The sequence below is a fragment of the Aeromonas sp. s11 genome (assembly GCF_040907945.1).
GTDB lineage: Bacteria > Pseudomonadota > Gammaproteobacteria > Enterobacterales > Aeromonadaceae > Aeromonas > Aeromonas veronii.
Genome location: NZ_JBFOCU010000044.1, coordinates 125,072 through 137,827 on the forward strand (window position 1 = coordinate 125,072; position 12,756 = coordinate 137,827).

A 12,756-nucleotide genomic window follows, 5' to 3' on the forward strand; every position below is an offset into this window, starting at 1 on the left:
GTCGATCAATGAGATGCCATGAGCGGGATGATATTGAGTGTACAGCCTCAGGCGCCGGTCAGTTTCTCGCGAAAGACAAAAAAGACCGCACCGAGAATGCAGAGCCCTGCCCAGAGATAGTCCCATTTCAGATCTTCCTTGAGATAGAAGATAGAGAAGGGGACGAATACGGTGAGTGTGATCACTTCTTGCAGGATTTTAAGTTGGCCCACGCTCATCACCGTATGGCCAATGCGGTTGGCGGGCACTTGCAGCAGGTATTCGAACAGGGCGATACCCCAGCTCACCAGGGCGGCAATGATCCAGGGTTTATGGTTCATGCTCTTGAGGTGAGCGTACCAGGCGAAGGTCATAAAGACGTTGCTGCAGAGCAGCAGACCGATACTGGCGAAAATCGGGTTCATAGGGTTCTCCTTGAAAATCCGGCGCATTTTATCCCTGAACCACGGGTTTTCATACGTGGTGCGGGAGGGTATTTTTAACCAACAGGATAAGCCGTGCGAGGTATGCGACGGGATGGGCAAGTTATGCGGGATAGTGTTGTTACTGTTATTTGCCATGCCGGTGCGTGCGGCCCCGACGCTGACGGTGGCCACCGATCTGTGGCCGCCATTTCGCATCCTGCAAGCGGATGGCCGGTTGCAGGGGCTCGACATGGACATCCTGCGCCGGTTGCAGCAGGCGAGCGGCATTGAGTTGCAGATACGGCGGATGCCGTGGGGCAGGGCGCTCAAGCAGATGCAGACCGGTCAGGTCGATCTTATGATTGGCCTCGCCTATACCGCCGAGCGGGCGCAGTTTATCGACTATCTGCAGCCTGCCTACTACCAATGCTGGCCCGCGTTTTATGGTCAGCCGGTCAATGTGGCCCGGATCCACCAATACCGCGATCTGCAGGGGGTGAAGGTGGGCTATGTGCTCAACTCTGCCTACTTTGAGCCCTTCAACAGTGACAGCCGCCTCGACAAGCACGGAGTACCTACCGAAGATCAGCTGCTGCGCATGGTGCAGCGTGGTCACCTGCCGCTGATGATTGGTACCGACTGTCAGGTGGACTATGCCCTGAGTCAGGGAAATGCCAGCCGGATAGGCAAGGCGGACTACCGTCCCGCCACGCCGGTGACCCTCTATCTAGGGATGAGCAAGCACTCACCTCACCAGTCGCTGCGCCAGCCCTTGCTGGTGGCGCTGCAAAATCTGGTGGCCAGCGGCGAGATAAGGGTGATGGCCAAGCGTTACCAGCCTTGACCTTGGGTGGCAAGCCACTGTTATCATGCCCTTTTCCTGCTTCTCCCCGGCGCTGCGACAGGGCCGGGGGGAGCCTTGTTATTCGGGGATCATCCTTGTACCTCTCCCTTATCGCCCGCCAGCAGCGCTGGCAGCGGCGCTGGCTCTGTGGCCTGACGCTGCTGACCCTGCTGCTGTTTCTCTTCTCCCTCGTCTGGGGCGAGTTTGTGCTGCTGCCCTGGCATCCCCTTGGCAATCTCGAACTGCGCATCTTGCTGGAGCTGCGGCTACCCCGTGCCTTGCTGGCCCTCTTGGCTGGCGCAGCCCTTGCCTGTGGCGGCGCCGTATTGCAGGTGATGCTGCACAACCCGGTGGCCGAACCCGGGCTGCTTGGTGTCTCGAGCGGAGCAGGACTGGCTGCCATGGTGGCGATGGCGGTGGCCAAGTCCCTCGGCCTCTATCTGCCCGGCTGGGGGCTGTCGCTGGCGGCCTTCGGTGGCGCCCTGCTGGTGACCATGCTGCTCATTCGGCTGGCTCGTCGGGCGCGTCTCGGCCATGCCCGCTTGCTATTGTTTGGCGTCGCCATCGGTATTCTTACCAATGCCGCCATGACCTGGTTGATGTACTTTGCCGACGACGGCTCCTTGCGTGAATTCATGTTCTGGATGATGGGCAGCCTCTCTTACGGCAGCCAGCAGTTTGCCTGGTGGTGGCTGGTGCTGCCGCTCACCCTGGGCTGGCTCTGCTGGCAGGGCAAGGCGCTGCAACAGTTGTTGTTGGGGGAGACCCAGGCCCGCCTGATGGGGATGGATGTCGACAAGATGCGGGTGCGGCTGGTGCTGGCGGTCTGTCTGCTGACCGGTGTGGCGGTGTCGTTGTGCGGCGTCATCGGTTTTGTCGGGTTGGTGGTGCCCCATCTGCTGCGGCTCTGCGGTGGCAGCGATCAGCGCTTTCTGCTGCCTGCCTCGGCGCTTGGCGGCGGGGCCCTGCTGCTGGCGGCCGATCTGGTTGCTCGATCCACCCTGAGCGCGGGGGAGTTGCCTATCGGCGTCATCACCGCCTCGGTGGGGGCTCCGCTCTTTATCTACCTGCTATTGAGGCAAACTGCCAATGGTGCTGCATGAATATCTGCATGATTTGGTCGGAGCGCGCAGTCTCCTTATTTACCCGTTGTTGAGGCAAGATGCTGATGTCACCCGCTGATCCCATGCCGGTTTCTTCTCGTGCTGCTGCACCGCTGCTGGAGGCGCACGCACTCGCCATTGCCGGACGGCTCTCTCCCCTGGATATCCGCTGGCATGGCGGCCAGTTGGTGGCGCTGCTTGGCCCCAATGGCAGTGGTAAGTCGACCCTGCTCGGGGCGCTGGCGGGGATTTTACCCGCCGATGGCACAGTGCTGCTGGGGGGGGAAGTGCTTACTGACATGAGTTGGCCCGAGCTTGCCAAACGGCGCGCTATGCTGCCCCAGCGTCAGTCCCAGCTGTTTCATATTCCGGTGTTTCAGGTGTTGAGCCTGGGGCTCGATGAGATGGTTGCACCTGCCAGGCAGAACGAGGCGATAAATGCACTGTGCGAGGCATTGGAGCTGGAAGCTTTGCTGGCTCGTGATTTCAGCCGGTTGTCGGGCGGTGAACAGCAGCGAGTGCTGATTGCCCGCACCCTGCTGCAGGTGTGGCCGAGCCTCAATCCGACCGGCAAGGTGCTGCTGCTGGATGAGCCGCTGGCGGGGCTCGACCTGCATCACCAGCTGGCGCTATTGCGCTTGCTGAAAACCCTGGCGGGGCAAGGCTTGCTGGTGGTGCTCGCCATCCACGATATCAATCTGGCCATCGACTGGGCCGACCGCATTCTCTGCCTGCAAGGGGGCGCGGTGGTGCGCGAAGGGGGTGTCGAGCTGGTGGATGAGGCGCTGCTGGCGCAGGTATTCCAGATCCGCACCGACCGCATCGAAGCTGCGGGGCGCGTGTGGTTTATGCCCAGTTTGTAAGTAGGGTGTACAGGAAAGAGGGCGCATGTAGGGCCGATTAGCGAAGCGTAATCGGCTGACAGCAAGAAGAAGGGGGCCGGTATCAAAAATACCGGCCCCTTTGGTTTTATTCGCAGTTCAAGCCTGTTTGCTCAGGCGCACCTGCGCAGCCTCTGCCAGCATCGCCAGCAGGGTTTCGGTGTCGCTCCACGACAAGCAGGCATCTGTGATGCTCTGGCCGAAGGGTGATGTCGCAGTCGTTACCGCAGGTTTGCTTTGTTCAACCGCACCAGCGCGGCTTCGGCCAGCATCGCCAGCAGGGTTTCGGTGTCGCTCCACGACAAGCAGGCATCTGTGATGCTCTGGCCAAAGGTGGCGGCGCAGCCGTTCTCCACATCCTGACGCCCTTCCACCAGGAAGCTCTCGGCCATGATGCCAGCGATGCCGGTACGGCCGCGGCGCAGCTGATCGCAGATATCTTGCGCCACCAGCAGCTGACGGCGGTGATCCTTCATGCTGTTGCCGTGGCTGAAATCGACCACCAGACGCTCCGGCAGGCCCACATCGGCCAACGCTTCACAGGCTTCATCGACACTGGCGGTGTCGTAGTTGGGTCGGTGGCCGCCACGCAGGATCACATGACCAAAGGGGTTACCGGCGGTGCGGTAGATGGTCATCTTGCCGTCTTTGTCCGGGGAATAGAAGATGTGGCTGTGACGGGCGGCGCGCACCGCATCGATGGCGATGCGGGTATTGCCGTCGGTGCCGTTCTTGAAGCCGACCGGGCAGGAGAGAGCCGAGGCCATCTCGCGGTGTACCTGGGATTCGGTGGTACGTGCGCCGATGGCGCCCCAGGTGATGAGGTCGGCAATATACTGGCCGGTCACCATATCGAGGAATTCGGTGGCGGTGGGCATGCCGATCTCGTTGATGTCGACCAGCAGTTTACGCGCCAGTTTCAGCCCTTCGTTGACGTCGAAACTGCCATCGAGGCGCGGATCGTTGATGAGCCCTTTCCAGCCGACGATGGTGCGCGGTTTCTCGAAGTAGGTGCGCATCACGATGCAGAGGCTCTCTTTATACTGCTCGCGCAGGGCGTTGAGGCGCTGGGCATACTCGCGAGCAGCAGCGGGATCATGGATAGAGCAGGGGCCGACAATGACCAGCAGGCGCTGATCGTCTCCGGCCAGAATGGCTTCCACTTCGCGACGGGCATCCAGCAGATTCTGGGCAATGGTATCGGTGATCGGAAACGTGTGTGCAAGCTCGCTCGGAGTGATCAGTGACTCCAGGCGACGGGTGCGCAATTCATCTGTGTGAATGGACATACAACTCAAGTCTCGAGTGGGTGGTGTCAGCCGCAAGGGGCGAAAAAGCAAAGAGATAAAATAAAGCAAAAGTCCCCTGATTGAAACCTTGGGGGGCTCTGATAGGATGTGAGGCCAAAATCGATTCCAAATGAGGTAGATAGCGTGGCAAAGCCAGGGGCAACCGGGGTCACCCGCATCATCAACGCAACCGGTTACAGCATGAAGGGGCTCAAGTCAGCCTGGATTAACGAGGCGGCTTTTCGGCAGGAGCTGATGCTGATCCTGTTGCTGATGCCACTTGCCTTCTGGATTGGCGATTCCCTCAACCAGATCCTGCTGCTTATCGTCATCAGCTGGCTGGTGGTGATCGTCGAGATCCTCAACTCCGCCATTGAAGCTGTGGTAGACAGGGTTGGCTCCGAGCATCATGAGCTCTCCGGCCGCGCCAAGGATCTGGGCTCCGCCGCCGTTTTTATCGCGCTGGCCCTGAACGCCCTGGTATGGGGCGCGTTGGTGGGCCGCAATCTGTTGGGGTGGTGGTAAGCCACTACGCTGCCTTTGGGTTCTGCTTCATAAAAAAGCCCGTCATCACGACGGGCTTTTTGCTGCGCAGATAAGGGTCTATCAGTGGAGGATGCGGGCGCGGATGGTGCCGTTGATCTCCTTGAGCTTGGCGAGCGCCTTCTCGCTGTGCTCGGTCTCCACGTCGATCACCACGTAACCGATATGGCTGCTGGTCTGCAGGTATTGACCGGCGATGTTGATCCCCTCTTCGGCGAAGATCTGGTTGATCTGGTTCATCACGCCCGGCTGGTTGCGGTGAATGTGCAGCAGGCGGCTGGAGCCCTTGTGGCCCGGCAGCGACACTTCCGGGAAGTTGACGGCGGAGAGGGTGGAGCCGTTGTCGGAGTATTTGACCAGCTTGTTGGCCACTTCCAGCCCGATGTTCTCCTGCGCCTCATGGGTGGTGCCACCGATGTGCGGGGTCAGGATGACGTTCTCCAGCCCACGCAGCGGGCTTTGGAACTCCTCGTCATTGGACTTGGGCTCGACCGGGAAGACGTCGATGGCGGCACCGGCAATATGGCCGCTCTTGATGACGTCAGCCAGCGCATCGATATCCACCACGGTACCGCGGGCGGCGTTGATGAAGATGGCGCCCGGTTTCATCATCCGCAGCTGCTCGGCACCGATCATGTTCTTGGTGGAGGCGGTCTCCGGCACGTGCAGGCTGATGACGTCAGACATATTGAGCAGCTCGACCATGCTCGGCACCTGGATGGCGTTGCCCAGCGAGAGCTTGTTCTCGATATCGTAGTAATAAACCTTCATGCCGATGCTTTCGGCGATGATGCCAAGCTGGGTACCGATGTGGCCGTAGCCGATGATGCCGAGCTTCTTGCCGCGCGCTTCCACCGAGCGGTTGGCCAGTTTTTCCCACACGCCGCGATGACACTTGGCGTTTTTCTCGGGGATGCCGCGCAGCAGCAGCAGGATCTCGCCCAGTACCAGCTCGGCGACCGAACGGGTGTTGGAGAAGGGGGCGTTGAAGACCGGAATTCCGCGGATCTGGGCCGCTTCCAGCTCGACCTGGTTGGTACCGATGCAGAAGCAGCCGATGGCGACCAGCTTGTTGGCGGCGTCGAGGACTTTCTCGGTGATCTGGGTGCGGGAGCGCAGCCCGATGAAATGGACGTCGCGGATCTGCTCGATCAGCTCCTCTTCGGAGAGCGAGGTCTTGAGATACTCCACACTGGTGTAACCTGCGGCACGAAAGGTCTCTACGGTGTTGGGGTGAACCCCCTCCAGCAGCAGAACCTTGATTTTATCCTTGTCCAACGAAAACTTGGCAGTCATGACGATCCCTCTGTATGTGCAAACGTAAGTGCAGATTTGGTGTGCGAAGAAAACCGTAAAGTAGCAAAAACGTTTGGGAGAGGGAATATTTGTGACGAAAGTCAAATTCTTTGAAGTTATCAACGAATGTTGTAAACATACGTATGCAACTTGTTGAGGGATAAATAAAAACGGCGCCATCAGGCGCCGTCATTTATTCACAGTGCAATGTTTGGGTCATATCCCATCCCGGGGCTCAATCAACGCGGCTGCTGCGTCAGGGCTGGCAGAGTGGCGCTGGCGTGCGAGGGAGGATGCCGCTGCACTGTGCCACCGGTGTCGGGATTACTGGGTAATCACGCCGTCCGGCGTACCGATCAAGACAACATCGGCGCCGCGTGCGGCGAACAGGCCGTTGGTGACCACGCCAACAATGGCGTTCAGTCGTACTTCCAGCGCCTTGGCGTCGGTAATGGCCATGCCTTTTACATCCAGAATGTGGTTGCCGTTGTCGGTGACCACGCCTTCACGCCACACCGGGTTGCCACCCAGTTTGCGAATTTCGCGGGCCACGTATTCGCGGGCCATCGGGATCACTTCCACCGGCAGCGGGAACTGGCCCAGCACGTCGACGGTCTTGGTGTTGTCGATGATACAGATGAACTTGTCAGCGACGGCGGCAACGATCTTCTCGCGGGTCAGGGCTGCGCCACCGCCCTTGATCATGTCGCGGGTTGCGTTGATCTCGTCGGCGCCATCCACATAGACGGAGAGGGAGTCGATCTCGTTGAGATCATATACGGTGATGCCGAAGCCCTTGAGGCGCTCGGTAGAGGCCACTGAGCTGGATACCGCCCCCTTGATCTCGTCCTTCATGGTCGCCAGCGCGTCGATAAAGTGGTTGACGGTAGAGCCGGTGCCCACCCCGACGATGGTGCCGGGAACCACATACTTGAGCGCAGCCCAACCGGCCGCCTTCTTCATTTCATCTTGAGTCATGATCGTTCCTTAAGAAAAAAGCGGGCGCATTATATCCAACCCGGTACCCCGTCGCGACCTTGTTGCTCACGTTCCGGGGCAAAAAGAGGGACTTTGTAAATCGTTTGCCTGTTTATTCTGCGTTTGCGCGCACAAAGCCGGGATTGCCGGCCAAAAACAGCCTATTCAAAGCGCCAGCAGTGGCTCGGGGTGATGATCTGGGGCAGCGGCACATCCCACTCCTCTTGCGGGACGGCATCCACCTGCTGGCAGTCGTGGGCAATGCCGAGCGGCTTGGGCCCCAGCTTGTGCTCATGCCAGATGGCGAGAGTGCGATCGTAGTAGCCGCCCCCCATGCCAAGACGATTGCCCTGGGCATCGAAGGCGACCAGCGGGGTGCAGATAAGATCGAGCGTGCTGTGGGGCACCACCTGCAGGATATCCAGCTCCGGCTCTTCGATGCCGTAGCGGTTGCGTACCATGGGGCTGGTGGCGGTATAGCGCAAAAAGAGCAGGTGACCCGGGGTAAAGGGGTGGAGCACCGGCAGGTAGACCTCTTTGTGCTGGGCCCACAGCCAATGGATGGTGGGCAATGGATTGATCTCCCCGTCATTGGCCAGATAGAGGGCAATGCGTTTGGCGGCGAGGATCTCGGGGTGTTGCTTGAACTGGGCCAGCAGCTGTTGGGCCGCCAATTGCTGCTCGGCCGGACTCAGATTTTTGCGGCGTTGACGAACCAGTTGGCGCAGGGATTGACGTTCGGGTTGGGACTCATGCATGGGGAACCTCTGGTATAGCTGCGCATCGATGGCTTGAACGCGCTCTACCTTAGCACATTCACTCTTGACGTTAAGGGGGGCAGGGGAACTCCCGCCCCGGACGGCTGATGCCCGGGACGGTGGGATAAATGCTGGCTGATCCGTTAGTGAGTCAACAAGGGCCAGGGTGTGGCCCCTGTTGACAGCATGTCGGCGCGCCAGAGTCTGGTCTGTTACTTGTCAGCCTTGCCGCGCATCTGGTGCTTCACGAACACTGCAATGAGTGCCGCTACCGCGAGTGCCATCGGGTAGAAACTCATGCTCACCACCGCCAACGGCGACAGGGCGAAGATGGATCCCAGCAGCAGCGCCTGTGCGCCCCAGGGGATCAGACCCTGTACCACGCAGGAGAAAATATCGAGCATGGAGGCGGCTCGGCGCGGGGTGACACCGTGGTGTTCTGCCAGATCCCGGGCCACCTTGCTGGCGACGATAATAGCCACCGTGTTGTTGGCGGTGCACAGGTTGGTGAGGCTCACCACCCCGGCGATGCCGAGCTCGGCCGCTTTCTCGTTCTGTTCACCATTGTGCTCGCGAGTGAAACGGGCAATCAGGGCGCTGATGCGCTCGCTGATCCAGGCCAGACCACCCTGACGCTCCATCAGGGCGCCGAGACCGCCTATCAGCATGGAGAGCAGGAAGATCTCCTGCATGCCGGTAAAGCCCTGATAGATATCCTTGCTGAACTGACCGATGGCGTAGCCGTTGATCATGCCCACCACTCCGGCGGCCAGAATGCCGATCCCCAGCACCACAAATACATTCACTCCGGCGAGCGCCAGCCCCAGGATCAGCAGATAAGGCATCACCTTGAACAGCTCGATGGCGCTGCCGTTGGCTGGGGATTCACCCACTGAGCCCAGGGTCAGATAGAGCAGGATCACCGCGATGGCAGCTGGGGCCGCAATCTTGAAGTTTTCGCGGAACTTGTCCTTCATCTCGCACCCCTGGCTGCGGGTTGCTGCTATGGTGGTGTCGGAGATGATGGAGAGGTTATCGCCAAACATGGCGCCGGAGAGAATGGTACCTGCCATCAGCACCGGATCGATACCGGCCGCCTGCGCCACGCCCAGCGCCACGGGGGCCACGGCACCTATGGTGCCCATGGAGGTGCCCATGGCGGTAGCAATAAAGGCAGAGATGAGGAACAGCCCGGGCAACAGCGCCCAGCCGGGAATGAGGGAGAGACCCAGCGCCACGGTGGCATCAACGCCGCCTGTGGCCTTGGCCACGCTGGCAAAGGCGCCCGCCAGCAGATAGATAAGGCACATCGCCATGATATTGCTGTGGCCAACCCCCTTGAAGAAGGTCTCCAGATTGCTGTTGAAGCTCTCTTTGCCAAGCAGCAGGGCCAGCATCACCGCAGGCAAGGCAGCAACCGGAGCGGGCAGCTGATAGAAAGCGAACTCGACCCCCTGCAGGGTCAGCCAGGTACCGGTACCGATAAAGAGTGCGAGAAAAACCAGAAGTGGCAGCAAGGCCCTGGCACTGGGTTGAGTCTGGATCATGTGTTCCTCTGAAATTGAACAATGACCTCCTGTCATAAACTGCTTTGTACCTGTATCGGATAGGGATAGGGGGAAAACAGGGCGGGCATCCTGCCTCATTGGGGTGCCCACAGTAGTGAGTCAACCCCACAAGGTCAAGATAGACGTCCAGATGGATAGGTGTTTTTGTTTGATGATTCTGGTGTTATTGAGATATCCAAAGAATATTCGGAAAAAGAAGCTAGTGCTGTTTATTGTTCATTGCTGTTCTGGCGCAGTCCGCGGGTATCTGGGGGTATCGCGTGCCTTTAATAAGGAAAGAGGTAAACGATAAGATCTCTGCATGCCATCTTGGGGATTTCTCCCGCAGCCCTCTCTCTATCTCTACGTGAGCATGGTACGGATATTTCCAGAACGCGTGGACACAAGACCTGGGCTGTGTGGTTACTGTGTCAATTTCTCCACTGCCTGAACGGCTGTTGTGATGGCGTCCTGTTCCAGCGTCAGCGGAATGTGGCCAATTCCGGGCAGCAGGGTGACAGGCCAGGAGATGCCGAGATGTCTTAACTCAGGTTCAAGTTGATCTGTTTGAAAGGCTTCGTCATTTGCGCCCGCGATCACGGCGCAGGGGCGTTGCACATTGCGCAAATTCTGCTGATAGTCGCGCTCTGGCTGAAAGTTCGAAGCAAGGTTGAAGGAGTAGGAGGGGGTCAGCAGGGATTTCGCCTCATCATTAAGGGCAAAGTTCAGCACGGTCAGATGGTTGAGTGCGGAAATATGGAAACCGTTGAGGATGCTCAGGGCGATGAGGCGAGGCAAGCCGACACGCACCCAGCCACCGCTGTTGGGCCGGTAGTTGGCGGCGGTGGGGCCAAGATAGGGGGAGAGCAGCAGATAGCTCTCGAACAGGGTTTGTCGCGCACTGCCAGCAACACGCAGGACAAAGCCACCCCCTGACGAGAAGCCGACGAGTGTTGCAGGCTTGCCGGGGGCCACCGACTTGATGAAATCTTCCAGATCGTCTTCAAGCTGGCCGATGTAGGCAATGGTGCCTTTGTCGCCCGATGCGCCATGGCCGCGAATATCGAGGGCGTAGGCGTCGTATCCCGCTTGCGAAAAGGCGTTCGCCATTTTGTGCATGCTTTGACTGCTGGCAGAAGAGCCATGAACCAGTACCACGCTGCCCTTGACCTTGTTGTTCTTCGTATTGCCCTCTGCGCCATAGTGCCGATAGGCCAGCTGCGTGCCGTCACGCGCCGGGTATCTTGAGAGGGGTGGCATGTTGCTCCAGCCACTCCCCTTGAAAGGGTCGTTGATGCTGGCCATCGCCGGTGCCGGACTCGGCCCGCCAAACAGCAGAGCCGCGGCCAGCATGACCAGGGTCAGTGATATCAACCCCACAGCAAACAGCAATCCTGCGCTCATTCTTGCACCTCGTTTGATATCGACACGGGCGTTGCCCTGATTTTGCTTATGCTGGCATTTCACTCGTTCGAACCTATCAGATGGCACCCGGTCTGCCAAATGATGGAGTGAAACGATGAAAAACGGCCTGTGACCAAAAGGAAGTTCTTGGCCAGCCAGTGGGCGCTGCCGTTGGCGAGTGCAGCAAGGAGTGGTGGCATCATGGCTTTTCAAACCCGGCGCGGGCTGGTAAAACGGTCTCTTTCCATAATTAAAAGAGATGAGAGGGTGGAGATGGACAATCCGATCCGTGTGGCCGTGATGGGCTGTAATGGTCGTATGGGCAAGGTGCTGCTGGAGGCCATCACCAACACCGATGGCGTAGTGGTCGGTGCCGCGCTGGAGCGGCCGGGTTCGGCGGTGATCGGCCTTGATGCCGGTGAGCTCAATGGGCTGGGCCATCTGGGTGTGGCCATCAGCGATAGTCTGGACAAGGTGCGCGATGAGTTTGATCTCATCATCGACTTCACCCGCCCCGAGGTGACCCTTGCCAATCTGGCCTTTGCGCTGGCCCACCACAAGCAGATGGTGATCGGCACCACCGGTTTTGACGATGCAGGCAAGGCCGCCCTGAAAGAGGCGGGCAAGCAGATCGGTATCGTGTTCGCCTCCAACTACTCGGTCGGGGTCAACCTGGTGTTCAAGCTGCTGGAGCAGGCCGCCAAGGTGATGGGGGATTACACCGACATCGAGATCATCGAGGGCCACCATCGCCACAAGGTGGATGCGCCATCCGGTACTGCGCTCTCCATGGGGGAAGTGGTCGCCAAAACGCTGGGCCGGGATCTCAAGGAGTGCGCCGTCTATGGTCGCGAGGGGATCACTGGCGAGCGGGATCGCAACACTATCGGCTTTGCCACCATTCGCGCCGGCGATCTGGTGGGGGAGCACACCGTCATGTTTGCCGATATAGGCGAGCGGGTGGAGATCAGCCACAAGGCCTCCAGCCGCCTGACCTTCGCCAACGGTGCTGTGCGGGCGGGCAAGTGGCTTGGTCAGCAGGGGGCCGGTCTTTATGACATGCAGGATGTGCTCAATCTCAAGTGATGCCTCTGAGCGGCACTTTCGTACTACTGCTACCCCAGTGAAAAACCCCGGCTTGCCGGGGTTTTTGCTGTCAGTCAGCCAGAGTTTGTGTAAAAAGGTACGCTGCCTGTAATTTTTATCTGAACGCCTTATAAATCACACTATTGCGTTATCCACCAGACTTTTCCTTCCTGAATGTCATCACCAGGTAACAGATTTGAGCATCTTTATGGCTGATTAAGCCATTTTTTTACACCGACAAGAAAAGACTAAAAATTCAAACGCGGAAAAACGTTTTCCATTTTTCATGTTCACTCTTGTCATCATAAAAGCGTTAAATTTGTCATTAATGTTTATTGTGTAAAAATAAATGCCATTGTTTTAATTGGTTTTTTTGTTTGTTTTTGTCGCTATTGCTGGCTTGGTGTCATCTTTTGGTGGTGGTTTTTCCTTTTCTTTCGTGGGAGGGGGTTGCAAAGCGGTTAAGTGCATAGATAATGGGTAATGTTGCTTTTTTATTGAATTTAGATGCATTTCATCTGAGAAAAGACGTTGAAATGCCACTTTTTTTAAGTAGAATGCGCCCAATTTGCCAGAAATCTGCCGAGTTCGAGTCCTGTCCAAGACCGGAACCGAGCCCGCAA

12 protein-coding genes are annotated in these 12,756 nt (G+C 58.5%); 5 read left to right on the forward strand and 7 right to left on the reverse strand.

What is annotated here, in order from left to right:
- Positions 1-47 precede the first annotated feature (47 nt).
- On the reverse strand, positions 48-404 hold the full coding sequence (locus tag AB5Y84_RS12870) for a DMT family protein (protein ID WP_005353120.1): 357 nt from the start codon (positions 402-404) through the stop codon (positions 48-50).
- Between the two features lie 112 nt (positions 405-516).
- Between AB5Y84_RS12870 and AB5Y84_RS12875 the strand changes: the two genes are divergently transcribed.
- The 3 genes from AB5Y84_RS12875 to AB5Y84_RS12885 all read left to right on the forward strand — a co-directional run bounded on the left by AB5Y84_RS12875 (position 517) and on the right by AB5Y84_RS12885 (position 3,214).
- Positions 517-1,248, forward strand: a complete 732-nt coding sequence (locus AB5Y84_RS12875) for a substrate-binding periplasmic protein (protein ID WP_368177087.1) — start codon at positions 517-519, stop codon at positions 1,246-1,248.
- Between the two features lie 95 nt (positions 1,249-1,343).
- Positions 1,344-2,351, forward strand: a complete 1,008-nt coding sequence (btuC, locus tag AB5Y84_RS12880; RefSeq protein ID WP_368177088.1) for a vitamin B12 ABC transporter permease BtuC — start codon at positions 1,344-1,346, stop codon at positions 2,349-2,351.
- A 65-nt stretch (positions 2,352-2,416) separates the two neighbouring features.
- Positions 2,417-3,214: an ATP-binding cassette domain-containing protein gene (locus tag AB5Y84_RS12885; RefSeq protein WP_368177100.1), complete on the forward strand. Its 798-nt coding sequence runs from the start codon at positions 2,417-2,419 to the stop codon at positions 3,212-3,214.
- 239 nt (positions 3,215-3,453) lie between these two features.
- On the opposite strand, the gene AB5Y84_RS12890 is transcribed toward AB5Y84_RS12885, so the two are convergent.
- Entirely contained in the window at positions 3,454-4,521 is a 1,068-nt protein-coding gene (locus AB5Y84_RS12890) for a 3-deoxy-7-phosphoheptulonate synthase (protein WP_139493988.1), read from the reverse strand.
- Positions 4,522-4,665: 144 nt separating this feature from the next.
- Here AB5Y84_RS12890 and AB5Y84_RS12895 point away from each other — a divergent pair, with 144 nt between their 5' ends.
- Positions 4,666-5,046, forward strand: a complete 381-nt coding sequence (locus AB5Y84_RS12895) for a diacylglycerol kinase (protein WP_111899524.1) — start codon at positions 4,666-4,668, stop codon at positions 5,044-5,046.
- Positions 5,047-5,127: 81 nt separating this feature from the next.
- Here AB5Y84_RS12895 and serA read toward each other — a convergent pair whose 3' ends face one another.
- From serA to AB5Y84_RS12920, 5 genes are all read right to left on the reverse strand, one after another.
- A complete protein-coding gene (serA, locus tag AB5Y84_RS12900; protein ID WP_005337639.1) occupies positions 5,128-6,360 on the reverse strand; it encodes a phosphoglycerate dehydrogenase in 1,233 nt (410 codons plus the stop codon).
- Between the two features lie 324 nt (positions 6,361-6,684).
- Entirely contained in the window at positions 6,685-7,338 is a 654-nt protein-coding gene (rpiA, locus tag AB5Y84_RS12905; RefSeq protein ID WP_279505264.1) for a ribose-5-phosphate isomerase RpiA, read from the reverse strand.
- A gap of 161 nt (positions 7,339-7,499) precedes the next feature.
- Complete coding sequence (locus tag AB5Y84_RS12910) at positions 7,500-8,096, reverse strand: 5-formyltetrahydrofolate cyclo-ligase (RefSeq protein ID WP_058059524.1); 597 nt, start codon at positions 8,094-8,096, stop codon at positions 7,500-7,502.
- Positions 8,097-8,308: 212 nt separating this feature from the next.
- Positions 8,309-9,643 (reverse strand): Na+/H+ antiporter NhaC family protein, encoded by a 1,335-nt coding sequence (locus AB5Y84_RS12915; protein ID WP_005361588.1) that lies wholly within the window; start codon positions 9,641-9,643, stop codon positions 8,309-8,311.
- A gap of 423 nt (positions 9,644-10,066) precedes the next feature.
- Positions 10,067-11,047: an alpha/beta hydrolase gene (locus AB5Y84_RS12920; protein ID WP_368177101.1), complete on the reverse strand. Its 981-nt coding sequence runs from the start codon at positions 11,045-11,047 to the stop codon at positions 10,067-10,069.
- A gap of 273 nt (positions 11,048-11,320) precedes the next feature.
- On the opposite strand from AB5Y84_RS12920, the gene dapB reads away from it, so the two are divergent.
- A complete protein-coding gene (gene dapB, locus AB5Y84_RS12925; protein ID WP_005347132.1) occupies positions 11,321-12,133 on the forward strand; it encodes a 4-hydroxy-tetrahydrodipicolinate reductase in 813 nt (270 codons plus the stop codon).
- The last annotated feature ends 623 nt before the right edge of the window (positions 12,134-12,756 follow it).